This window comes from Halobellus sp. EA9, assembly GCF_051195055.1.
In the GTDB taxonomy this organism is placed as follows: domain Archaea; phylum Halobacteriota; class Halobacteria; order Halobacteriales; family Haloferacaceae; genus Haloquadratum; species Haloquadratum rubicundus.
The window spans coordinates 124602-148420 of sequence record NZ_JBNTJW010000007.1 but is presented as its reverse complement, the minus strand read 5'-3'; the positions used below and the strand labels follow the sequence as shown (position 1 = coordinate 148420).

Here is a 23819-nt window from a genome sequence, read left to right as displayed (position 1 = left end):
CGGGCCACTTCGATCCTGTTCCGCGCGCACGGGCGCGCTGTCGGTCGATTTCTCCGCCTCCGCCGCGAAAGGTTTAGGCCGACCCCCCGCTTAGCGGCCTCCAATGAGCCAGGGCCCGGAACTCATCATCACCGAGAAGGACAACGCCGCTCGGCGGATCGCGGACATCCTGAGCGGCGGGTCCGCCGAGGCCGACCGCCTCAACGGCGTCAACGTCTACAAGTGGGGCGGCAAGCGCTGCATCGGCCTCTCCGGCCACGTCGTCGGCGTCGACTTCCCGCCGGAGTACAACGACTGGCGCGACGTCGAGCCGGTCGAGCTGATCGACGCGCCGATCGACAAGCACCCGACCCAGGAGAACATCGTCGCGGCGCTCCGCCGGCTCGCCCGCCGCGCCGGCAACGTCGTGATCGCGACCGACTACGATCGCGAGGGCGAACTCATCGGCAAGGAGTCCTACGAGCTGGTCCGCGAGGTCAACGAGGACGTCCCGGTCGACCGCGTCCGCTTCTCGTCGATCACCGAAAACGAGGTCCGGGAGGCGTTCGCGAACCCCGACGAGCTCGACTTCGACCTCGCGGCCGCGGGCGAGGCCCGCCAGATCGTCGACCTCGTGTGGGGCGCGGCGCTCACTCGCTACCTCTCGCTTTCGGCCCGCCAACTGGGCGACGACTTCATTTCTGTTGGACGAGTCCAGGGGCCGACGCTGAAGCTCATCGTCGACCGCGAGCGCGAGATCGAGGCGTTCGACCCCGAGGACTACTGGGAGCTGTTCGCCGACCTCGAAAAGGACGAGGGGAGCGACGGCGCCTTCGAGGCGCAGTACTTCTACCTCGACGAGGACGGAAACGAGGCCGAGCGCGTCTGGGACGAAGCCGCCGCCGAGGCCGCCTACGAGACCCTGGAGTCGGCGTCGACGGCGACGGTCGAGTCGGTCCGCCGGCGCACCCGGACCGACGACCCGCCGGCGCCGTTCAACACCACCCAGTTCATCCGCGCGGCGGGCTCGCTCGGCTACTCCGCCCAGCGCGCGATGAGCATCGCCGAGGACCTCTACACCGCCGGCTACATCACCTATCCCCGGACGGACAACACGGTCTACCCGGACGACCTGGACCCCCGCGAACTGCTCGATTCCTTCACCGGCACCCGGACCTTCGGCGACGACGCCGACTCCCTCCTGGAACAGGAGTCGATCGAGCCCACTTCGGGCGACGAGGAGACGACGGACCACCCGCCGATCCACCCGACGGGCGAACTGCCGGGCCGGTCGGACCTCACGGAGGACGAGTGGGAGGTCTACGAGCTCGTCGTCCGGCGGTTCTTCGCGACCGTCGCCGAGCCGGCCACCTGGGAGCACCTCCGGGTCGTCGCCGTCGTCGGGGGCGACGAGGACGAACTCTCGCTGAAGGCCAACGGCAAGCGCCTCCTGGAGCCGGGCTACCACGCGGTCTACCCCTACTCCAACGCCAGCGAGTCGTTCGTTCCCGACGTGACCGAGGGCGAGGAGCTGGCCGTCACCGACACCGCGTTCGAGGCGAAGCAGACCCAGCCGCCGCGGCGCTACGGCCAGTCGCGGCTCATCGAGACGATGGAGCAGATGGGCATCGGCACCAAGGCCACCCGCCACGACGTCATCCAGAAGCTCTACGACCGTGGCTACATCGAGAGCGACCCGCCGCGGCCGACCCGCCTGGCGCGCGCCGTCGTCGAGGCCGCCGAGGAGTTCGCCGACCGGATCGTGAGCGAGGAGATGACCGCCCACCTGGAGCAGGACATGCAGGCCATCGCCCGCGGCGAGGCCAGCCTGGAGGAGGTGACCGCCGAGTCCCGAGAGATGCTCGACGCCGTCTTCGAGGGGCTGATGGAGTCCGGCGAGGAGGTCGGAAAACACCTCCAGGAGTCGCTGAAGGCCGACAAAACCGTGGGGGAATGCCCCAAGTGCGGCGGCGACCTGGTGATCAGAAAGAGCCGGCGCGGCTCGTACTTCATCGGCTGTGACTCCTACCCCGACTGCGAGAACACGCTGCCGCTGCCCTCGACGGGCAAGCCCCTGCTGCTCGAAGAGACCTGCGAGGACCACGGCCTCCACCACGTCAAGATGCTGGCCGGCCGGAAGACGTTCGTCCACGGCTGTCCGCTCTGCAAGGCCGAGGAGGCCGACGAGCAGGAGAATCTGGTGATCGGGCCGTGTCCCGACTGCGGCGAGGAACACGGGGGCGAACTCGCGATCAAGCGCCTCCGCTCGGGCTCGCGGCTCGTCGGCTGCACGCGCTATCCCGACTGCGACTACTCGCTTCCCCTCCCCCGCCGCGGCGACGTCGAGGTGACGGACGCGACCTGTGACGAACACGGCCTCCCGGAGCTCCGGATCGTCTACGACGACGACAGCGAGCCCTGGGAGCTCGGCTGTCCGATCTGCAACTACCGCGAGTACCAGGCCGAACAGCACGAGAGCGGCACCGACCTAGAGAGCGTCAGCGGCATCGGCTCGAAGACGGCGGAGAAACTGAAGGACGCGGGCGTCGAGGACGTCGACTCGCTGAAGTCCGCCGAGCCCGACGCCCTCGCCGAGCGGGTCGACGGCGTCGGCCCCGACACCGTGCGGAAGTGGCAGGCCGACGCGGACTGACTCCGGTATTCGAAGCCCGCCGGATTGCAAACGGCCTTCCGTCTGGCGTCGCTTTTCCCATCCGATGCGATCGACGGCACAGGCGACCGCCCCGACAGCGTCGTCCGGAGGTGACCCCGACCGATGATCGGCGACACGGACGAGCGGGTGATCGCTCTCGGTCTCGCCCGGATGGCCGACGCCCTGGGGAACTCCTTTCTCATCATCGTGCTGCCCCTCTACATCGCCAGCGGACAGGTCTCGATCGACGCACTCGTCGGCGGGAACCTCCTCGGCTTCGTCGTCGGCGAGGAGTTCCTGATCGGGTTCGTCCTCTCGCTGTTCGGCTTTCTCAACAGCTTCGGCCAGCCGTTCACCGGCCGCCTGTCGGACCGGACCGGCCGGCGGAAGGCGTTCGTCCTGTTCGGGCTGGTGCTCTTCGCGATCGGGAGCGTCGCCTACCCCTTCCTGAGCAACTACTGGGCGGTCCTGCTCGCGCGGGGCTTCCAGGGCGTCGGCGCGGCGTTCAGCGTCCCGGCGACGGTCGCGCTCGTCAACGACTACGCCCGCTCGGACCGCGAGCGCGGCGGCAACTTCGGCGTCTTCAACACCTTCCGGCTGATCGGGTTCGGCTTCGGGCCGATCGTCGCCGGCCTCGTCATCCGGTTCGGTCCGTACGCGACGCCGTTCGGCGCGCTCTCCGGCTTCAACGCCGCGTTCGGCATCGCCGTGCTGGGCGCGATCGTGAGCTTCCTGCTCGTCGCCGCGGTCGTGGACGACCCGCCCTCGGTCGACGCCGAGGCTGGCGATGACCTCTCGATCCGGATCCTCGACCGCGGCGGCCCTCGTCTGCTCGATTCGGTGTTCGTCCTCGGCGTCGGCACCTTCTTCATGGCGGCCACGATCGCGCTGTTCGCGCCGCTTGAAGCGCCGATCCGCGCCCGGCTCGGCGAGGGGACCTTCCTCTTCAGCGTCCAGTTCGCCGCCGTCGTCATCGCGAACGTGCTCCTCCAGATCCCCATCGGCAACGCCAGCGACGCCTACGGCCGGCGCCCGTTCCTGCTGGCGGGCTTCGTGCTCCTCGTGCCCTCGGTGTTCGCCCAGGGCGTGGTCACGACGCCGCTGACGATGCTGGGCGCCCGATTGCTCCAGGGGGTCGCGGTCGCGCTCGTGTTCGCGCCGTCGCTCGCGCTCGCGGGTGACCTCGCGGGCGAGGGCCAGTCCGGGAGCACGCTCTCGGTGCTGACGATGGCGTTCGGCCTCGGCGTCGCGGTCGGCCCGCTGGCCTCGGGGTTCCTCTACAACCTCGGCGGCTTCGCGACGCCCTTCACCGTCGGCGCCGTCGCGGCGCTCGCGGCGCTCGTCCTCGTCTACTCGCAGGTCCGCGAGTCGCTTTCGGACGAACCCGGCGGCGGTGCGGGCCCGGCCGCGGCAGTCGCAGAGGAGTAGCGGCGGCCGCCTCGCCGATGCCGCGTCTCCGCTATCCGAGCACGACGGTCTCGATTTCGTCGATCCCCGCGAAGTCCGGATCGCCGGAGTAGAGGGCGTCGCAGTCCTCGTGAACGACCGCGGTGGCCAGGTGGATCGCGTCGGCGTACGACAGTTCCCGATCGCCGCGCTCGTAGTACTTGTGGCGGAGCTCCGCGGCGTACTCGGCCACGTCGTCGACGACCGGGACGCTCTCGATGTGGTCGTAGTCCCGAATCGCCCTGACGGCCTCGTCTGCGGTTTCGCCGTCCTCGACGACGCGGATCCGATACGAGACCTCGGCGAGCACGGTCGGCGCGACGAGCCCCTCGGTCTCCGGCGTGTCGGCCCGTCGGATGACGGACTCGGCGTCAGCCGCCGCGTCGCCGTCGAACAGGTATTCGAGCCAGACCCACGAGTCGAGGAAGATCACGCGCCGTCCCCGTCGCGGGAACTCCACGCGGCCTTCGAGTCCCGCCGGAGCGCCTCCAGGTCGACGTCGTGCGCCGACAGCTGCTCTTTGACGGCGCGGAGCCGCTCCATCGCCGGCTCCTTCGGTCGGAGCCGGAGGGTCCCGTCGTCTTCGAGCACGAACTCGACTTCGGTCCCGGAGTCGATGCCGAGCGCGTCGCGGATCCGCTTCGGGATCGTGACCTGCCCCTTGCTCGTGACCGTGGCGTCTTCCGAGACGGACATCTTCTTACCGACGGTACGCCGCTCTTACTCTTAAGAATTAGTCTTACACCGCGATCTCGGTCTCGTGTGGCGCCGTCGAGAGCGCCTCACACACGCGCTCTGCGGCGTCGAGGTCGGCGGCCTCCACGACGTTCTCCATCAGCACGGTCTCGGACGGAAAGAGGTGCTCGCCGAGGATCAGCCCGTGCTCGCGGGCGGTCGAGCCCGTCATCGTGAGGTAGACGCCGAGGCCGACGTCGGCGATGGCGGCCTCCTCCTCGCGCTCGTCGTCGGGGTACGCGAAGGTGACGCCCTCCAGGGGGAGCGTCCCGAGGACGGCCTCGACGAGCCGCTCGTACCGGGGCGAGATGCACAGCGGCCCCTCGTAGCCGGCGACGAACTCCCGGTCTAAGTCCGCGCCGGGCGGGAGGATCTCGGGGCGGGCCATAAGCGTGTGATAGACCGTGTCGCCGAGGCCGGAGACGACGCGGACGTCGGTGTTCATCGGGTCGATCCGGGCGTTGACGTCTTCGATCGACTCCACGCCCTCGGGTTCGAGTTCGACCACCTCTTCGAGGACGAGGTCGGCGCTGTCGAAGCCCAGCGCGAACTCGTGGGTCCGGAGCGCGCGGAAGGGCTCCTCGCGGCCGACGAACTGGACGGGCACGCCCGCGACGTCGACCGTCAGGCTGTCGAAGACGATCCGCCGGGGCATCCCCTCCCGCTGGTCGCGCAGGAGGGTGTACTCGGGCGCGTAGTCGTCGTCGAGGTCCGAGTAGGTCGTGAGGCGCTGGTAGACGTCCGCGCCCGGCTCGGCGTTGCCCTTCGTGATCGCCTTCTCGTGGCGGAGCGTCGAGATGATCTCGTCGGCCACGTGCTCGGGGTCGCGGCCGTCGCCGGACTGCGCCCAGTCGCTCGGCTGGCGGGCCTCGCCGACGTCGGCGACGCGTTCGAGCACGGCTTCGAGCGGGCGGCCCTTGCGCGGGACGGCGACGCGAATCGCCTCCGTCTGGGTCATTACCGGACCCACGAGTGGGCGCGCTAAACCGATTGCGCTTCGCGGTCTCTGTCCCGGTTACTCTCCGTTCCCGGCGCCGCCGGGGCCGAAGGCGCTGTTGAGCCGGTCGCGGAACTGCTTGAGCGTCTCGATGTCGTCTTCGATCGACTCGATGCGGTCGAGCGCCGCAGACAGCTCCGAGAGCTCCCGGCGGACGTCGTCGATCTCGGCTTCGAGCGCCTCGCGCGCGTCGAGGACGTCGCTGTCGAGGGCCGCGATGTCCTCGCGCACGTCGCCCATCTCGTCGTCGAGCCGCGCGACCCGCTCGTCGGTGTCGGCGACGTCGAGCGCGACGTCGTCGAGGTCGCCCGCGAGGTCGTCTACGTCGCCCGTGACCGCGTCGACGTCGGTCGCGACGGCGTCGAGCCGCTCCGCCGTCTCGTCGAGCCGGTCTTCGATCGCGTCGGTCTGCTCCCGGAGGTCGTCGACGCCGGAGCTCGCGGCCGCGGCCGTCTCCGCCACGTCGTCGAGGCGCTCGTCCGTCGCCGCGAGGTCCGACGCGGTCGACTCGACGTTCGCGCGGACTCCGGTCACGTCCTCGCGGATGGCCTCGCGTTCCTCTGCGGCGTCGCCGACGGCGTCCCGGAGGTCGTCGAGCTCCGCTTCGATCTCGGTCAGCTCGGTGTCGACCCGCTCTACGAGCTCCGCGCCGGTGCCCTCCTCGTCGATGAACTCCGCGATCGCGTCGGCGTAGGCGTTGAGGTCCTCCATCTGCGCCTGCACGCGGCGGATGCGCACGTCGGCGCTCCGCGGGAGGCCGGCGTCGAACTCCTCGCGGAGCGTCTCCAGGTCGTCGTCGTCGACCTCGCCCGCGCGGACCTCGGCGGCGAGCGTCGCCGCCAGTCCGCCCTCGGGACTCGTCGGTGTCGCGGCCGCGCCGCCGGCGGCCTCGGCCTCACTCGCCGGCTCCTCGTCGGCGCCCGCGGTCTCGCCGTCCTCGACGTCGACCTCCGCTTCGATGTCGACGTAGTCCACGTCGGCATCCGATTCGACTTCGGCTCCCTCGTCGACCGACGGCTCTGCCGCCTCCGGCTCGATGTCGGCCTCTTCGGCCGTCTCCGCGGGCTCCGGTTCCCCCGCGGCTTCCTCGGGCTCGGAGTCTGCCGACTCTGCGGCGGCTTCGGCTTCCGCTTCTGCCTCTTCGGTGCCCGTCTCGACCGGAGAGACCGTGGCCTCCTCCGTCCGCTGGAGCGCCGGCGTCAGTCCCGGGGCGACGGCTCGGGGCGTCGGCGACTCCTCGGCGTCCGACGGCGTCGGCTCCGCGTCGGCGGCCACGTCGTACTCCACGACCTCCGGCTCGATGTCGGCCTCTTCGGCCCCGACGTCCGGGTCGGCCTCGACGTCGCCGGGGGCCGCTTCGATGCCCGGCTCCTCGCCGGGATCGGCCGCCGGGGGCTCTTCCGCCTCGCGGGCTTCCTGGGCCTCGTCGGCGAGTCGCCCCCGCCCCTGGAGCGCGTCGCGCACGAGCTGACTGCGGTCGGCGCCGAGGATGTCCTCGACGTTCGAGCCGGCCTCGTCGCCCTCGGCCATCTCCTCGGGGCGCGGCGGCCGTTCGAGGATCGGCTCGCCGAGGAAGTCCTCGATCTCCGCGGAGTCGTCCAGCCGGATGCCGTAGACCGTCGTCACCGACTCGCCGGGGCCGAGCGTCCGCTCGAACTCGACGCGGTGGTCCATGTAGGCCGTCCAGGCCTCGCTCTCGTAGTCCGGGTGGAACCCCACTCCCTCCATCGGGAAGTCCTCGGGGATCTGGTCGACGATGCGGACGTGGACGGGCTCGTCGCTCTCGGAGGTGAGTCGGAACTTGATCGCCGGGACCGGGAACTCCTCGCCGGCGAACGATTTCTCGACGCGCACTCCCTCGTCTGCAACGGAGACCGTTCGGTCGGGGTCGGCGTCGTGGCTCATAAGGCCCCTTACCGAAACGGCTCACATAAAACAACCGGGCAAAATACCGCCTCTGAGAACCGCGGCAGAAGTCTTTTTCCCTGACGGCGCCCTCCGTCGAACGATGGCAACCGACGACGACGCGTCGGTGACCGCCGAGGGGGGCGGCGACGACGCGTCGGAGGGCGACGGGGACGGCCCGCCGTCGACCCTCGAGGGGGGCACCGTCGATCGTGCCGCAGCGGCGGCCGAGGCGACCGACCAGCCCGCGGTCCGATCGGACGATCCGTCGGCCGAAGGCGGCTCGGAATCCGACGACGGCGATGCCGACGCCGACGCCGCCCCGGGCGCGGTCCGCGGCGAGTACACCTGGGCTGACTTCCTCGACGAGTACGGCGCCGACGGCGACGTCGAGGCGTTGTACCGCGGCCGCGACCCCCGCGAACTGGACCGGGGCGACGCCGACAGCGCGCGCTGGGACGACGGCGTCGAGATTCCGACGCCGACCCGCGAGGACTGGGACGGGGTGAGCCTCGATCCCGAGTCGCACCTCGGCTTCCACCCCGTCGACGTCGACGGCGAGGTCGCCGACGCCGTCGCGGAGGCGGTCCGGCTCGACCGCGAGTTCGAGGACTTCTGTGACCCCGCGACCACGCCCGTCGTCAAGGACGTCTGGCTCTGGGAGCACTACAAGCGGGAGTACTACTACGACGAGGACGGGTCGCGACCGCGCGACGACGCGGGCGAGATCGAGCCCTTCGACGCGACGGAGGCGCCGGGCTCCGATCCCGACCGCGTCGAGAACGCGCTGGCCCGCGGCGGGCAGCGCGCCGCAGAGCTCAAGGACCTCGTCGACGAGCGGACGGTCGACGTCGACCCCGAGTTCGACGAGGACGCCTTCTTCACCGACGCCCGCGGGGCGACGACGGTCGTGAACCGCTACGACCTGGAGAAGGCGGTCCCGATGGAAAAGAAGACCCACTTCCGGGAGGTCGAGCGCTACTGGGTCAACAAGCCCCACGCGTTCGTGATCCTGTTTCACTCCGAGAAGGAAAACGAGAAGAAGTACTACGTGATCGAGCCGCACCGCAACCGCATCGAGGCCGACCTCGTCGAGTTCCTCACCGGGAAGCTCCGGACGGCGATCAAGTACGACGACGAGAGCGTCGTCGCCGAGGGCCCCGACACGCGGCGGCGGGTGATCGAACAGCAGGCGCTCGAACTGCTCGAACGCTACAACCTCTACCGGACGCCGGAGCGGCCCCGCGAGGCGGGGCTCTCGGTGCTTCCGACCGGATCGAGCGACGGCGACGACGACGGACTGCTCGCCGGGCTCGATCTGGACCTCGGATTCGGCTCCGACGACGACTCGGCGAGCGGCGAAGCCGACGGCAACGACGACGCGCCGCCCTCGGGCGGTCGCTCGCTCGCGTCGGTCGCCCGCGCGCTCGGCCTCCGCGAGGGCTCGCTCGGCGGCCGGCTCGACGGCCTCCTCGCCGACGACACGCGCGGTCCGCCGGACCCCTCGCTCGACGGGATCGCGGCGCGCCCCGAGCCCGCCGTCCTGGAGGAGGACCCGACGGAACTGAACGACTACCAGGTCGAGAAGCTGCTCTACGCGCTCCGTCGGGACTTCATCGGCTACGAGCGGATCAACGGCATCAAACACGACGTCAACGTCGAGGACATCTCCTGCGACGGCTACAACTCCCCCGTCTTCGTCTACCACTCCGACTACGAGCAGATCATCACCAACGTCTACCACGGCGAGGAGGAGCTCGACGACTTCGTGGTCAAGCTCGCCCAGCGCTCGGGCAAGGGCATCTCGAAACGCCGGCCGCAGGTCGACGCCACGCTCCCGGACGGGTCGCGGGCGCAGTTGACCCTCGGCCGGGAGGTCTCGGACCACGGGACGAACTACACGATCCGGCAGTTCAAGGACGTCCCCTACACGCCGATCGACCTCGTGAACTGGAAGACCTTCTCTCTGGAGGAGATGGCCTTCCTCTGGCTCTGCATCGAGAACGACAAGAGCCTGATCTTCGCCGGCGGCACGGCCTCGGGGAAGACCACCTCGCTGAACGCCGTCTCGCTCTTCATCCCCTCGAACGCGAAGATCGTCTCGATCGAGGACACCCGCGAGGTCGAACTCCCCCAGCGCAACTGGGTCGCCTCCGTCACCCGGCCGTCCTTCAGCGACGACGACCGCGGCGACGTCGATGAGTTCGACCTCCTCGAAGCCGCGCTCCGCCAACGCCCCGACTACATCGTGATGGGCGAGATCCGCGGCGAGGAGGGGCGGACGCTCTTCCAGGTGATGTCGACCGGCCACACCACGTACACGACGTTCCACGCCGACAGCGTGGGCGAGGTCCTCAAGCGGTTCACGACCGATCCGATCAACGTCTCGAAGACGATGTTCACTGCCTTGGATCTCGTCTCGGTCCAGACCTCCACGCGGGTCCAGGGCGACAAGGTCCGGCGGAACAAGGCCCTGACCGAGATCAACCACTACGACGCCGAGAACGACGAGATCAACGTCCAGGACGTCTACCAGTGGCAGGCAGAAGGCGACGAGTTCCTGAAGATGGGGTCGTCCAACACCTTGGAGGACATCCGCTTCGACCGCGGGTGGACCCGCGAGCGGCTCGACGACGAGCTGTTCCAGCGACACGTCGTCCTCGCGTACCTGATCGACCGCGGGCTCAACACCTACACCGAGGTCGCGGCGACGCTCCAGGCGTTCATCAACGACCCCGAGACGATCCTCGCGCTGATGGCCCGCGACGAACTCGAACGGAGCCTGGAGGACCTCCGCGAGATGGAATCGGTCGAGATCGACGTCGATCCCGAAAAGGAGGAGATGGTCCCCCGACCGGACCCGAAGGCCGACGTCCAAGCGCAGTGCCGCGAGATCCTCGACCGGGCCGAAGCGGAGCTGTGGCCCGAGTACCGCGACCTGGAGGACGTCGACGTCGCCGACGCCCTGGTCGACGTCGAGTCCGCCCCGGACCTCGCCGCCGACCCCGGCGACGAGCACCCCGAACTCGACGCGCTCGACGAGCGAACCGAGACGCCCGCACTCGACGCGGACGACGCGGCGGACGACGGCCCGGCCGCAATCGACGCGGACGCGGACGCGGATGCCGAAGACGACGTCTCCGCACTCGACGGGGACACCGAGGGGCCCGCAGAGACGGGCTCCGATTCCCGATCCGGGTCCGGATCCGGATCCGGCGACGTCACCTTTGAGGACCTCGTCGAGGGCGGCGGCCCGACGGAAGCACGGAGTGACGACGCCGAGGACGCCGGCAGTGACTCCCCGGAGACGGACGACGGCGGTAGTGATCCGCTCGCCGCCGACGGCGACAGCGACAGCGACGTCGGGATCGCCGACGGGAGCGATTTCGGCGGCGGTCGCGGCGCCGACGCGGGAGACGGCTCGGATTCGGATGCGGATTCAGACTCGGACCCCACCGTCGACGAGTCCGACTGGGACTTCGGGGACGTCGAGGGCGCGGCGGACGACGAACGCGACGGCGAACCGACCGACACCGACGACCGCTCGGGTGAGGACGGATGAGCCTCGACGTCGGCGACGGCGAGGAGATCGACCGCAGCACCGACGCGCTCGGCGACGCGTTCTATCCCCTCTTCCGGTTCCTCTTCGACGAGGACGGCGACTTCGTGGCCGACGTCGGGACGAAGCTCGAACAGGCGCGGATCGGCGCGACCGTGGAGCTGTATCTCTCCCACGCGCTGGCGATCGGCGTCATCGCCGGGGGCGCGCTGTGGCTCTTCGGCACGCTCGTCGGCTGGGCGGTCTTCGAGTTCGGACTCGTCGACCCCGCCGTCTTCAGCATCGGCCTCCCCGTATCCGACAGCGCGACGGCCGCGGCCCTCAACGCGCTCACCGTCCCGGCGGTGACGATCGTCTCGGGGCTCGTCTTCGGCTCGATCGGCTTCGCGCTCGGGTTCGGCACGCTCGTCGCGGTCCCGTACTCGCGGGCCTCCGCGCGGGAGCGGGAGATCAATATGCTGCTCCCCGACGCGATCTCGTTTATGTACGCGCTGTCGGTCGGCGGGCTGAACCAACTCGAAATCCTGGAGGCGATGGCCCGCGCCGACGACACCTACGGGGAGGTCGCAAAGGAGTTCCAGAGCATCGTCCGCGAGACGGAGTACTTCGGGACCGACTACCGGAACGCCATCCGCGATCAGGCGATGCTGACGCCCTCCGAGGAGCTCTCGCAGTTCCTCACCGATATGCTCTCGATCGTCAACTCCGGCGGCGATATGGAGGGCTTCCTCGACGACAAGAAGGAAAAGCACCTCCGGACGGCGAAGCAGGAACAGGAGACGATCCTCGAGACGCTGGAGCTGTTCGGCGAGATGTATATGACGCTCTCGCTGTTTCCCCTGCTTCTCATCATCATCCTCGTGATTATGAGTATGCTCGGCAACTCCCAGGAGCGCCTCCTGTACGCCACCGTTTATGCCCTCATCCCGCTCACCGGCGTGGGCTTTCTCGTGCTCGTCTCGACCGTGAAGCAGGACGAGCCCGGCGACGGCTACCTCCAGCCCTCCGAGAGCACCGACCGCCTCGAACAGGTGACCCGCGAGGGGCTCATCCACATGGGCCTGATCGAGAGCTTCGTCGGGGAGTTCCGGCTGTTCGACCGCATCCGCGACCGTGAGGGGACCCACAAGACCGCCCAGCTCCTCCGCCGACCGCACATCTTCTTCCGCGATCACCCGCTCTATTCCCTCGTCGTGACGGTGCCGGCCGCGCTCGCGCTCCTCGGAGTCGCGATCGCCAACGGCGCCGCCCCGCTCTCTTGGGGTCGGATGCTCGACTCGCCCGTCTGGGGGACCTTCGTCTGGTGGTACGTCCCCACCTACGTGGTCGGGATCCCGCTCGCCTTCTTCCACTCCTGGAACGTCCGCTCGCGGAACGCCATCACGGGCAAGCTCTCGGACGACCTCCGGAAGCTCTCCAGCGCGAACGACACCGGCCAGACGCTCCTGGAGTCTGTCAAGACCGTCGCCGACACCTCCTCGGGCAAGCTCGCCGACGAGTTCGAGGTGATGCACGCGAAGGTGAACTACGGGATGAGCCTCCGGAGCGCCCTCGTGGAGTTCAACAACAAGTACCACATCCCCCGCCTGGCCCGGACGGTCAAGCTCATCTCGAAGGCCCAGGAGGCCTCAAGCGAGATCACCGAGGTGCTGACGACCGCGGCGCAGGCCTCCGAGAACCGAGACGACATCGAGCGCGAGCGGAAGTCCAGAACGCGGATGCAGGTGGCGATCATCCTGATGACCTACCTCACGCTTCTGGGCGTGATGGCGATCCTCAAGACGCAGTTCCTCGACGTGATGGCCGGGCTGGCCTCGCAGGCCTCCTCGGCGGGCGGGAGCGAACTCTCCGGGCAGGGACTGAACTTCGGCGAGGGGGTCGACACCGCCGTGCTGTCGCTTCTGTTCTTCCACGCCGTGACGCTCCAGGCGGGGCTGTCGGGGTTCATTAGCGGCTACATCCGGGACGCCGACATCGTCTCCGGAGTGAAGTTCGTGGTCGTCCTCCAGACCGTCGCGCTCGCCGTGTGGATGGTGGTCGGGTGAGGCAGATGCGCGAGACACGACCAACGACGGCGCGCGGCCAGACCACGATCGACTTCGCGATCGCGATCGGGCTCTTCCTCGTCGTCGTCGCCTTCGTCGCCGCCTTCGTGCCGACGATCTTCGCGCCGTTCCAGAGCGCCGACGGCCCGCAGACGGCCGATCGTGTCGCGACGTCGCTCTCGACGGACCGCCTCGGCGACCCCGCGGAACCGTACGTCCTGAACGAGACGTGTACGAGCGCGTTCTTCGAGCAGTTGGACGGCGACGCCGACGACGGCGGCGCGCCGACGACGTGCCGGTACGACACCACCGTCGACAACACCTCCGCGATGTTCGCGCTGCCGGATCCGGGCGGCGTCAACGTCTCGGTCCACCGCCTCGACGGCCCGGTGGCGGCCCCGTTCGGCGAGGCGCTCGCCGCCGGCCCCGCGGTCCCCGACAGTGGCACCGTGACGGCCGCGCGGCGGGTCGTCCTGCTCGACGGCGAGACGTACCGGCTCCTCGTGCGGGTGTGGTGACAGATGGCGCGCGCACAGGCTCACACGCTGGAGGCGATCGCCGCCGCGATGATTCTGGTCTCCAGTCTCGTCTTCGCGCTCCAGGTGACGGCGGTGACGCCGCTCACGGGCAGCACCTCCAGCCAGCACATCGAGAACCAACAGGCCGCCGTCGCCGAGGGGCTGCTCGCGACGGCCGACGCGAACGACACGCTCCGGCCGACGCTCCTGTACTGGAACGAGTCGGACGAGAACTGGCACGGCGCCACGGACGACGGCTACGTCCGGGGACCGCCGCCGACGGCGTTCGGCGCGGTCCTCGACGATGCGCTGTCGAACCGGGGCATCGCGTTCGACCTGACGGTGTACTACGTGGACGAGGAGGGCGACAGGCGCCGACTGCCGATCGTCGACCTCGGCGAGCCGAGCGACCACGCCTCGACCGCCCGCCGGCTCGTCACCCTCACGGACGGCGACCGGCTCCGCGCGGCCGACGGCACTCGCACCGACGACACGCTCGGAGACTCGTCGTACTTCGTCGGCGACGCCGACCCCGAACAGAATCTCTACGCGGTCGTGGAGGTGGAGCTCGTCGTATGGCGGATCTGAGGCGTCTCTCTTCCCTTCGGGATCGGACGGGCGCGCCGGCAAACGGCGGCGACGGCCGAGCGGACCGCGGCCAGCTCCTCGTGGTGGGCGCGCTCGCGCTCGCGGTGCTCTTCGTCTCGCTCGCGCTCCTCCTGAACACCGCGATCTACACGGGCAACCTCGCGACGCGGGAGGCCGGCGTCGACGGCACCGCCGGGATCGACTACGCCGGGGCGGCCGAGTCGGCCGGCGTCGACGCCGTGCGGTCCGTCAACGAACGGAACGACAGCTCCCACGCGGCGCTTCTGACCGCGTTCGAGGCGACGATGCGGGCCTGGGACGACGCCGCCTCGCACCACCGGGCGACCGCGGGCGACCTGGCCGACGTCGACGTCGTCGCCGTCACGAACGGCACGCAGTTCCGACAGAACGACTCCTCGCGGAACTTCACCAGCCACGGGGGCGCCGAGAACTGGACGCTCGTCGCCGACTCCGAGGGGGTCACGGGCATCCACTCGATCCGGCTGGCCGTCGACGCGACGCGGCTCACCGACGACCCCTCGGATTACGTCGCCGCCGACGTCTTCCACGTGAACGTCTCCTCCGACGTCGGGACGCGGAGCCTCTTCCTCTACAACGACTCCGGCACGCCCACGGCGCGGATCGTCGAGCCCGCCGGGACGACGACCTGCGCCGCCGGCTCCGTGACGGACGGGACCTTCGTCGTCGACGTCGCGAACGCGTCCGTCGGCGGCGCGTCGTGCCCGCCGCTCGCCCGCCTCGACGACACCTCCGGGAACGTCTCGATCACGTTCCGCGACGGGGACGCGGCCGGCGGGACCTATCGGCTCGTCGTCGACGAGCCGCCCGCTGCGCTCCCGCTGTCGGGGTTCGCCACCGCCGGCGCGGGCCAGCCGTACTGGACCTACGGGCTCTACGCGGCGGAGCTCCGCGTCACCTACCGGACGCCGCAGCTCGACTACGCGGCCACAATCGAGGTGCAGCCGCCGTGAATCGGGAGCCGAACGCCGTCTGCGCCCCCGATGCCGACCGCGCCGTCTCGATCACGGTGAACTACGTCATCGCGCTGGCGATCACGGCCGTCCTGATCTCGGGGTTGCTCGTCGGCGCCGGCGGCTACGTCGAGGACCAGCGCGAGCGAGTCGTCCGCGAGGAACTGGACGTCGTCGCCGAGCAGCTCGCGGCCGGGATCGCCGACGCCGACCGGCTCGCGGCCGCCGAGGCCGTCTCCCGTTCGGTCCGGGTCGGCGTCGACCTCCCGCGGCGGGTCGCCCGCGAGTCCTATCGGATCCAGATCACGGAGGTCGCCGCACCCGGCCCCGGACCGGCGCGACACGACCTGACGCTACGCGCCGAGCGCTCCGACGTGAGCGTCACCCTTACCCTCACGACAAGCGTAGACCTCACCGAGGGCTCGACCGCCGGCGGCTGGACCGTCGTCCGACTCGACGCGGCGAACGACACGCTCGTCGTGGCGGGCGGCGACCGGGAGGGGACGCTGGCGCTCGAACCGATGGGGGGAATATGATGGGAGATTCCGACATAGATCGGGGGGTATCGTCGAACATCGGGCTCGTGCTGCTGCTCGCTTTGACGATCGTGGGCGCGGGCGTCGTCGTCGCCGTCGGTTCGTCGGCGCTCGCCGACGTCCAGAACGAGGCGTCGCTCGACCGGACGGCCAACGCGATGACGCTGCTCGACGCCCGGACCGCGATCGTCGGCCTCGGCGAGGGCTCGGTCCAGACCGTCCGGCTCGGCCGCGTCGAGGGCGGTCGTTACACGGCGGACGCCGAGAGTGGCTGGATCCGGGTCAGGCACAGGAACTACACCGAATCGGAGGACGAGACGATCTACAACGCCAGCCTCGGTGCCGTCGCGTACGAGGACGGCGAGACCACGATCGCCTACCAGGGCGGCGGGGTCTGGCGCGCCCGCGACGGCGGGACGTCGATGGTGTCGCCGCCGGAGTTCCACTACCGCGGGACGACGCTGACGCTCCCCGTCATCCGAATCCGCTCCAACGACGCCGCCAGCGGAACGACGACGGCGACGATCCGGCGCACCCACGAGACGGTCCGGATCTTCCCGAACGAGACCGGGACGGACACCGACGGCGTCGGCGCCCCGTACGACGTCGACGACCCCGACGGGTCGACCAGACAGTACGTCAATCCGGTCCGCAACGGCACCGTCTCGGTGACGGTCCACAGCCAGTTCTACGAGGGCTGGGCCGACTACTTCCGGACGCGGACGAGCGGGAACGTCTCCGTCGACGACGACGCCCGCACGGCCACGGTCGTCCTGGAGACGACCCGCGGCGTCGGCACCTTCGACTTCCCGCAGAAGGAAGACAGCATCGCGGTCCGCGGGATCGCCGCCGGCCACGCCGTCACCGACTTTCAGGTGTCGGTGCGGAAGGACGACGGGACGTTCAACAACCTCTATGTCTCCTTCTACATCGAGGAGGGATCGAAGGCCTGGGAGACGCGCGTCGGCGTCCCGAACGGCATCGGCAACAGCTACTGTCCCGGCCAGGCGTCCACGGAGTCCGTCTCGATGGACGTCTACTACCACGACGCCGCGACGCCCGAAGGCGTCCACCTCTGGTCGAACGACTCGATCCCCTCGGACTCGGGCCCGGTCCAGCTCGCCTGCGACGGCGAGGACATGATCATCCAGGTCGACTTCACGAGCCCCGACCAGCCGCTGACCTACACCGACGGCGACTTCGACGGCGACGACGGCGACGACGGCGACGAGACCGCACTTGACTGGGCGGACCGGAACGACTCGTCGGCGCAGGCGCCGAGTCCGACCACCTTCGCCCACCCCGGCGACGACGGCGAGAACACCACCTACTCGTTCGGGGACCGGCAGAACCTCCGGATCCTCACCCGCCACTACTTCGCGACCTTCGACTCGGACTTCGAGCTCGCCGTCAGCCACGGGCCGGGCGACCGCGGCACCTCACAGATCGACGTGAGTGGCTCTGGCGGGACGCTCCGCTACAACACCACGGGCGAGGGCTCCTACATCACCTACCTGCACGTGACCGAAAACAACGTGAGCGTGGCGCTGAACTGAGGGCGGTCCTATCGGTCGTGCAGCCCTTCGGTGAGGCTGAGCACGCCGTTGCCGACCTCGACCAGGACCGTCCCGTCCGGCGAGTCGTCGATCAGACAGCGAAGGGTCCGGCTGCGTTCGTCACCGAGCGTCGCCCGGACCTCGTAGGCGCCCGTCGGGAGCGCGTTGATCTCGCTCCTGAGCGCGCCCGGCTCCAGCGCGTACGTCGTCTCGAACGCGACGTCGCCGTCCGGCGCGCGGACTTCGAGGTCGAGTTCGTAGGTCGTCTCGTGGGCGTAGCTCCGGACGTGGACGTCCTCGCTGTTCAGCGTTCGCGGATCGTCGACGCCGACGTCGCTGTCGACGTCGTCGCTTTCGACCTCATCGGCGACCGCTTCGCGGGAGGGGCTGAGGGCGGCGCCGGCGTCGGTTCGCTCGTCGGTGACGCGTCGCCGCGTCGTCTGCTGCGGGGCCATATTCGAGACGTTGTCTTCGACTAACAAATAGCCACCCTAGGGTCAAAGCGCCTTTTGAGTGATCGCTACTCGAAGGCGGTCGTCACCCGCGTCCAGACGACGGTGACCCGCTCGACGTCGCCGACGTCCGAGACGGTACAGGAGATCCGGCCGGACGCGTCGGGCGTCGGCGCCGCGACCTCGTCGCAGGCGAACCCCCGCGACTCGTAGTGTCGCGCCCAGGCGTCGGTGTAGGGCGTCGTCACGTTCACGCGGACCATATCGTAGCTCGCCGACTCGTTGTCGTAGAACACCCGCGGCCTGTCGGCGAGCATCCGGATCCGGACGGTGTCGGAGCCGCCGACGGCCGGCGTACCGACGTGTTCCTGCTTGATCAGCCGCAACAGCACCCGATCGTCGGCGACGACGAGCGGCGGCCCCCGGACGACCGCCGCGCCGCCCCGCTCGCTGTCGCGGAGGACCGCGCCGTTTGCGAAGCGGATCTCGCCGCCCGTCTCGACGTCGTAGACGAGCGCGGCGGTCGCGTACGACCACGACTCCGCCGGACCGATCGCCGGGTCGACCGTCACGTTCACCGCGACGCCGTCGGTCGAGCGGAGGGTCGCGTCCACGAGCTTCACCTCCGTCCCCCGGCTCGGCGCGCCTTCCAGGAGGTCGCCGAGGTTGTCCGCGAGGACGTCGAACGCCCGCTGGGCGTTCTCGACCCGCTCGGCGTCGCGGGTCGATTCGAGCTCGGAGACCCCGAGGGCGTAGACCGTGCCGACCGAGGCGACGACGAGCGCGAAGACGAGGACGAAGCTGATCGTCTCGCTGACCGCGCGGTCGCGGCTGTCTCCCCCCGCTTTCCTCCCGCCCCCGCGTCGCATACCCGAAGCTATCACGGTCGCGGAGTTAAGTGTGCTGTCGGCGACTCCCCCGCGTTGCCGGACGTTTATACGCGATGACGGACCCACGACCGCCGTGATCTGACGACGGCCTCGCGTCGGACCGCGGGTGTTCGGCATCCCGACGCGAGGGGCGGTGGACCGTGCCGACTGTTCGCACTCGGCTCTCGGAGAGCGTCGCGAACGCGGAAAACGCGAGCGGTTTCGGAGTCGGGCGAGCCCGTCATAGTGACTACTCTCGTCTCTTACCGCCGAACGCCGCCCCTGGCGACTGCGTTCGGCGGTAAACAGTGAGAGTAATCACCATCAGTCGTCAGTCGTCGCTGGTCTGGGCCGCCGCCGCGCCGTCGTCTTCGGCCGCCGCCGTGGCCGCCGGCGGCAGTTCCTTGCGGACGTCGTCGCGGGCGCGCTCTTCGATGACCGCCGCGTACGCGTCGGGCATCACCTTCACGAAGTCGGAGACGACCTCGTTCCAGTCGTCGAGCATCCACTGCGCGCGGTCGCTGTCGGTGTAGTCCGCGTGGTTCTCGACGAGCCGGCGGAGCATCCGCAGGTCGGAGTCGTCGAGGTCCTCCGACAGCGAGACCATTCCCGTGTTGGTCTTGCCGGCGAACTCGTCGTCGGGGTCGTAGACGTAGGCGACGCCGCCCGACATCCCGGCCGCGAAGTTGCGCCCGGTGTCGCCGAGCACCGCGACCACGCCGCCGGTCATATACTCACAGCCGTGGTCGCCGACGCCCTCGACGACGGCCTTCACGCCGGAGTTGCGGACGGCGAAGCGCTCGCCGGCGACGCCGTTGACGTAGAGTTCGCCCTGGGTCGCGCCGTAGAGGGCGACGTTGCCGACGAGGACGTTCTCGTCGGCCTCGTAGGCGGCCGTCTCGGGCGTCTTGACGATGAGCTTCCCGCCGGAGAGGCCCTTGCCGATGTAGTCGTTGGCCGCGCCGGTGAGGTCTATCGTCACGCCGTCGGCGAGGAACGCGCCGAACGACTGGCCGGCGACGCCGTCGAAGGTACACCGGATGGTGTCGTCCGGCAGGCCGTCGCCGCCGTACTTCGTGCTGATCTCGTTCGACAGCATCGCGCCGACCGCGCGGTCGACGTTCGAGATCTCCGATTCGATCGCGACCGGCTCGCCCGACTCGATGGCGGGCTGGGCCCGCTCGATCAGCTCGTGGTCGAGCTGGGCCTCGACGCCCGCGTGGGTCTGCTCTTCGGTCTTCCGCCGCGAGTCGCCGGCGGGCTCGGCGATGACCTCCGAGAGGTCGAGGTGTCTCGCCTTCTCGTGGTCGGTCTCGCGCTGGGTCAGGAGCGACGGTCGCCCGATCATCTCGTCGAGCGAGGTGAAGCCCAGTTCGGCCATGATCTCGCGCAGTTCCTGCGCGATGAACGTCATATAGTTGATGACGTGGTCGGGCTGGCCGGGGAAGCGGTTCCGGAGGTTCTCCCGCTGGGTGGCGACGCCGACCGGACAGGTGTTCTCGTGGCACTGCCGGGCCATCACACAGCCCGAGGTGACGAGCGAGGCCGTCCCGAAGACGTACTCCTCGCCGCCCAGAAGGGCCGCGACGGCAACGTCGCGGCCGGTCTTCATCCCGCCGTCGACGGTGACGCGGATCCGCGAGCGCAGGCCGGTCGCCCGGAGCATCTGGTTGGCCTCCGAGAGGCCGAGCTCCCACGGCAGGCCGGCGTTCTTGATCGACGTCTTCGGCGACGCGCCGGTCCCGCCGTCGTGGCCCGAGATGTGGACCACGTCGGCGTTGGCCTTCGCCACGCCGGCGGCGATGGTGCCGATGCCGGCCTCCGAGACCAGCTTCACGTTGATGTCGGCGTCGGGGTTGGCCGCCTTGAGGTCGTGGATCAGCTGCTTGAGGTCCTCGATCGAGTAGATGTCGTGGAGTGGCGGCGGCGAGATCAGGCCCACGCCCGGCGTCGCAAAGCGGACGTGCGCGATCATCTCGTTCACCTTCTTGCCGGGCAGGTGACCGCCCTCGCCGGGCTTCGAGCCCTGCGCCATCTTGATCTGGAGCTCCTCGGCGTTCGAGAGGTACTCCGAGGTGACGCCGAAGCGGCCGGAGGCGACCTGCTTGACGTTGCACTCTTTTTCGGTGTTGAACCGCTCGGGCGGCTCGCCGCCCTCGCCGGAGTTGGACTTCCCGCCGAGGCGGTTCATCGCGATGGAGTTGTTCTCGTGGGCCTCCGGCGAGAGGCTCCCGAGCGACATCGCCGCCGTCGAGAAGCGCTGGACGATCTCCTCGACCGGCTCGACCTCCTCGATCGGGACCGGGTCGCGGTCGGAGTCGAACTCCAGGAGGCCGCGAAGCGTCTGGAGCTCCTCGGACTGGCCGTTGATGAGCTGGGCGAACTCCTGGTACTTTTCGTAGTCGCCCGAGCGGACCGCCTGCTGGAGCGTGCCGACGGTCTGGGGGTTCCACTGGTGGTGGATCCCGTCGGAGCGGTGCTCGTACTCGCCCTGGCGTTCGAGCTCGGGGTCGGCGCCGTAGGCGACGGCGTGCCGCGTCAGGGTGTCCTCTTCGATGACGTCGATGCCGATGCCCTCGGTGCGGATCTCGGTGCCCTCGAAGTACTCGGCGACGAACTCCGAATCGAGGCCGACCGCCTCGAAGATCTGCGCGCCCTGATAGGACTCGACCGTCGAGATGCCCATCTTGGCCATCGTCTTCAGGAGGCCGTCTTCGAGCGCCTTCTTGTAGGCCGCGATCGCTTCGCTCTCGTCGGCGCCGTCGGAGCCGGCGACGATGTCGCCGATCGTCTGGTAGGCGAGGTAGGGGTTGACCGCGTCCGCGCCGTAGCCGACGAGCGTCGCGAGGTGGTGGACCTCCCGCGGGTCGCCCGACTCGACGACGAGGCCGGCGTGGTTGCGCAGGCCGTTCCGGACGAGGCTGTGGTGGACCGCGCCGGTCACGAGCAGGCTCGGGATCGCCACCCGCCTGGGGCCGAGGTCGCGATCGGAGAGCACGACCACGTCGGCGCCGTCCTCGATGGCTTCCGCGGCGTCCTCGCGGACCGCCTCGACGGCCGCTTCGAGGTCCTCGCCCTTCTCGTAAGTGATGTCGACGATCGTCGACTCCATCGCGTCGTCGTCGGCGTCGCCGAGCGACTTGATCCCCGCCGTCTGTGCGTCGGTCAGGACGGGCGAGTCGAGGACGAGCTGCCGGGCGTGTTCGGGGGTCTCATCGAGGAGGTTCTGCTGGGCGCCCAGCCGCGACTCCAGGGACGTGACCAGCTCCTCGCGGATGTAGTCAAGCGGCGGGTTCGTGACCTGGGCGAACAGCTGCTTGAAGTACGTGAAGAGCGGTCGGTTGAAGTCCGAAAGCACCGACAGCGGCGTGTCGTCGCCCATCGAGCCGACGGGGTCCTTGCCGTCTTTCGCCATCGGCTCGATCAGGTGATCGAGCTGGTCGTGGGTGTAGCCGAACGCCGCTTGCTGCGAGCGGAGGTGTTCGACCTCGCCGCGCGGCTCGTAGTCGTCCTCGTCGACGAGCTCGTCGAGTTGGCGCTGCTCTTCGTCGACCCACTCGCCGTACTTCTCGTCGGTCAGCGATTCGAAGACCTCCTCGTCGGGGATGACGCGCCCCTCGTCGGGGTCGGCGACGAACAGCTGGCCGGGCTGGAGCCGGCCGCGCTCTTTGATCTCGCTGGGGTCGGTGTCGAGGGCGCCGACCTCGCTGGCCATCACGAGCGTGTTGTCGGTCGTGACGTCGTACCGGCAGGGTCGGAGCCCGTTCCGGTCGAGGACGGCCGCGACGCGGTCCCCGTCGGTCGCGGCGACGAGCGCGGGGCCGTCCCACGGCTCGATCAGGGAGGCGTGGTAGTCGTACCAGTCGCGGCGCTCCTCGTCCATCCGGTCGTCGTTGCGGTAGGCCTCGGGGATCAGCATCCGCAGGACGTGCGGGAGCTCGCGGCCGCTCTGGAGGAGGAGTTCGACCGCGTTGTCGACCGAGGCCGTGTCCGACTGGTCGGGGTCGTTGATGACGGGCTTGAGCGTCTCCAGGTCCTCGCCGAAGCCCGGGTGTTCGAGGTCCGTCTCGCGGCTCCGCATCCAGTTGATGTTGCCCTGGATGGTGTTGATCTCGCCGTTGTGGATGATGTGCCGGTAGGGGTGTGCGAGGTGCCACGCGCCCAGGGTGTTCGTCGAGAAGCGCGCGTGGACGAGCGTCAGCGTGGTCTTGAGCCGCTCGTCTGAGAGGTCGAGGAAGTAGTCGGCGAGCTGGTCGCCCTTGAGCAGGCCCTTGTAGACGACCGTCTTCCGGGAGAGCGAGCAGATGTAGAAGCGCGCCGCGCCCGCGGAGTCGAGCTCTTCGACCTCGTTCTCGACGGCGCGCCGCGCGACGTACAGCGCGCGGTCGAACTCGTCGGCGTCGAGGTCGCCGTCGGGGACGACGAACGCCTGCCAGATGTCCGGCTCGGATTCGAGCGCGGTCGCGCCCAGACCGCTGTTGTCGGTCGGGACGTCCCGCCAGTGGCGGACGGCCAGCCCGTGCTCGGCGAGGATGCGCTCGAAGATGGCGATGAGCCCCTCGCGGGCGGCGTCGTCCTGGGGCATAAAGATCGAGCCGACGGCGTACTCCTCGGGGAGGTCGACGTCGACGACGGCCTCGAAGAACTCGTCGGGCCGCTGGATCATAATCCCGGCACCGTCTCCCGTGTTCTCCTCCGCACCGGTGGTGCCTCGGTGCTGGAGGTTCTCCAGGAGCTCTACCCCGTCGGCGATGGTCTCGTGCGATCGGCCGCCGTCGAGGTCGATTACGGCGCCGACGCCGCAGTTCGACCGCTCGTCCGTCGGATCCGCGAGCCCGACGGACTCGCCAGTCGTGTGGTTGTGTGGCTTGGTCATAGGCCTCCTTTGAACTACCCCCTAAAGGACCTTCTCCTGTAAGCATAATGGTTCACTAACCACATATAAGGACATATCAGCAATACAAATCTGACTGGATTTCGATTCGACGT

The 23819-nt window shown here is 69.4% G+C and carries 16 protein-coding genes; 9 read left to right on the top strand and 7 right to left on the bottom strand.

The window, feature by feature from the left end; translation table 11 throughout:
* Positions 1–103 precede the first annotated feature (103 nt).
* Positions 104–2632 (top strand): DNA topoisomerase I, encoded by a 2529-nt coding sequence (locus ACQUQ0_RS10810; RefSeq protein ID WP_435185027.1) that lies wholly within the window; start codon positions 104–106, stop codon positions 2630–2632.
* Positions 2633–2755: 123 nt separating this feature from the next.
* Complete coding sequence (locus ACQUQ0_RS10805) at positions 2756–4060, top strand: MFS transporter (protein WP_435185026.1); 1305 nt, start codon at positions 2756–2758, stop codon at positions 4058–4060.
* 31 nt (positions 4061–4091) lie between these two features.
* On the opposite strand, the gene ACQUQ0_RS10800 is transcribed toward ACQUQ0_RS10805, so the two are convergent.
* The 4 genes from ACQUQ0_RS10800 to ACQUQ0_RS10785 are packed head-to-tail and all read right to left on the bottom strand — an operon-like array spanning position 4092 to position 7715.
* Positions 4092–4511 carry a type II toxin-antitoxin system VapC family toxin gene (locus tag ACQUQ0_RS10800; protein ID WP_435185025.1) on the bottom strand — a complete coding sequence of 140 codons (420 nt, stop codon included), beginning with the start codon at positions 4509–4511 and terminating at the stop codon, positions 4092–4094.
* Positions 4508–4774, bottom strand: coding sequence for an AbrB/MazE/SpoVT family DNA-binding domain-containing protein (locus ACQUQ0_RS10795; RefSeq protein WP_435185024.1), 267 nt, complete (start codon positions 4772–4774; stop codon positions 4508–4510). Before ACQUQ0_RS10795 ends, ACQUQ0_RS10800 begins: the two co-directional genes overlap by 4 nt.
* Before the next feature lie 43 nt (positions 4775–4817).
* Positions 4818–5771, bottom strand: coding sequence for a hypothetical protein (locus ACQUQ0_RS10790; RefSeq protein ID WP_435185023.1), 954 nt, complete (start codon positions 5769–5771; stop codon positions 4818–4820).
* Positions 5772–5828: 57 nt separating this feature from the next.
* Positions 5829–7715 (bottom strand): hypothetical protein, encoded by a 1887-nt coding sequence (locus tag ACQUQ0_RS10785; RefSeq protein ID WP_435185022.1) that lies wholly within the window; start codon positions 7713–7715, stop codon positions 5829–5831.
* A 103-nt stretch (positions 7716–7818) separates the two neighbouring features.
* Here ACQUQ0_RS10785 and ACQUQ0_RS10780 point away from each other — a divergent pair, with 103 nt between their 5' ends.
* From ACQUQ0_RS10780 to ACQUQ0_RS10750, 7 genes are read left to right on the top strand one after another with little or no spacing between them, the layout of a single operon-like run.
* Positions 7819–11277 (top strand): type II/IV secretion system ATPase subunit, encoded by a 3459-nt coding sequence (locus ACQUQ0_RS10780; protein ID WP_435185021.1) that lies wholly within the window; start codon positions 7819–7821, stop codon positions 11275–11277.
* On the top strand, positions 11274–13319 hold the full coding sequence (locus ACQUQ0_RS10775; protein WP_435185020.1) for a type II secretion system F family protein: 2046 nt from the start codon (positions 11274–11276) through the stop codon (positions 13317–13319). Before ACQUQ0_RS10780 ends, ACQUQ0_RS10775 begins: the two co-directional genes overlap by 4 nt.
* 5 nt (positions 13320–13324) lie before the next feature.
* Positions 13325–13837 (top strand): DUF7287 family protein, encoded by a 513-nt coding sequence (locus ACQUQ0_RS10770; RefSeq protein WP_435185019.1) that lies wholly within the window; start codon positions 13325–13327, stop codon positions 13835–13837.
* A gap of 3 nt (positions 13838–13840) precedes the next feature.
* A complete protein-coding gene (locus ACQUQ0_RS10765) occupies positions 13841–14425 on the top strand; it encodes a DUF7288 family protein (protein WP_435185018.1) in 585 nt (194 codons plus the stop codon).
* Positions 14413–15417 (top strand): DUF7261 family protein, encoded by a 1005-nt coding sequence (locus ACQUQ0_RS10760; RefSeq protein WP_435185017.1) that lies wholly within the window; start codon positions 14413–14415, stop codon positions 15415–15417. The genes ACQUQ0_RS10765 and ACQUQ0_RS10760 overlap by 13 nt, the downstream gene beginning before the upstream one ends.
* The gene (locus tag ACQUQ0_RS10755; RefSeq protein ID WP_435185016.1) at positions 15414–15953 is read left to right on the top strand and encodes a DUF7266 family protein; all 540 of its coding nucleotides are present in this window, start codon (positions 15414–15416) and stop codon (positions 15951–15953) included. The genes ACQUQ0_RS10760 and ACQUQ0_RS10755 overlap by 4 nt, the downstream gene beginning before the upstream one ends.
* Positions 15953–17509 (top strand): DUF7289 family protein, encoded by a 1557-nt coding sequence (locus ACQUQ0_RS10750; RefSeq protein WP_435185015.1) that lies wholly within the window; start codon positions 15953–15955, stop codon positions 17507–17509. Before ACQUQ0_RS10755 ends, ACQUQ0_RS10750 begins: the two co-directional genes overlap by 1 nt.
* Before the next feature lie 8 nt (positions 17510–17517).
* Here the strand turns inward: ACQUQ0_RS10750 and ACQUQ0_RS10745 are convergent, their stop codons facing one another.
* The 3 genes from ACQUQ0_RS10745 to gltB all read right to left on the bottom strand — a co-directional run bounded on the left by ACQUQ0_RS10745 (position 17518) and on the right by gltB (position 23706).
* Positions 17518–17964: a hypothetical protein gene (locus ACQUQ0_RS10745; RefSeq protein WP_435185014.1), complete on the bottom strand. Its 447-nt coding sequence runs from the start codon at positions 17962–17964 to the stop codon at positions 17518–17520.
* 65 nt (positions 17965–18029) lie between these two features.
* Complete coding sequence (locus ACQUQ0_RS10740; RefSeq protein ID WP_435185013.1) at positions 18030–18830, bottom strand: DUF7289 family protein; 801 nt, start codon at positions 18828–18830, stop codon at positions 18030–18032.
* Between the two features lie 331 nt (positions 18831–19161).
* The gene (gene gltB / locus ACQUQ0_RS10735; protein WP_435185012.1) at positions 19162–23706 is read right to left on the bottom strand and encodes a glutamate synthase large subunit; all 4545 of its coding nucleotides are present in this window, start codon (positions 23704–23706) and stop codon (positions 19162–19164) included.
* Positions 23707–23819 lie beyond the last annotated feature (113 nt).